At 40.7% G+C, this 533-nt stretch carries 1 tRNA gene; it reads right to left on the bottom strand.

Annotated features, from left to right (window positions below):
- Positions 1–343: 343 nt before the first annotated feature.
- Positions 344–419: transfer RNA gene (locus R7E38_RS23320), tRNA-Glu, on the bottom strand.
- Positions 420–533: the final 114 nt, after the last annotated feature.

Raw genomic sequence — 533 nt, 5'->3', positions numbered from 1 at the left:
TCGCCTCTGACTGCCAAGGCATCCACCGTGTACGCTTAGTCACTTAACCATACAACCCGAAGGAGTTTCGAGTTGATGAACAAGTCACCAAAGTTGTCTCTCATTATTTGAATGAGCGAGAGACATATCGATTTTGCCGGACTCAATTTCGAATAATCACTTAAAAGTGATATTCCCAAGAACACTTGAATGTGTTTTTTGGTGTTTGTCTTAAAGACAAACATTGAGAACTTTACAAACAACAATAAATTGTTGTTTTGTCAGCTTTCCAAATTGTTAAAGAGCTAATCACTTCTTATGAAGTAACCATTTTTAAAAACTCTCAAGAGAGAATGTTTAAAGATGGTATCCCGTAGGGGAGTCGAACCCCTGTTACCGCCGTGAAAGGGCGGTGTCCTAGGCCTCTAGACGAACGGGACACTAAGTGAACATCTTGGGGGATGTTCTATCTCTTAAACTTCATAAACCGTATCAATCTGTGTGAACACTCATCGCAATAATCATCGTATAAGGAGGTGATCCAGCGCCAGGTT

The organism is Vibrio sp. Vb2131, assembly GCF_033338535.1.
Lineage (GTDB): Bacteria > Pseudomonadota > Gammaproteobacteria > Enterobacterales > Vibrionaceae > Vibrio > Vibrio alginolyticus.
The sequence above is the reverse complement of the archived record's forward strand: the minus strand, read 5'-3'. Positions and strand labels throughout refer to the sequence as shown.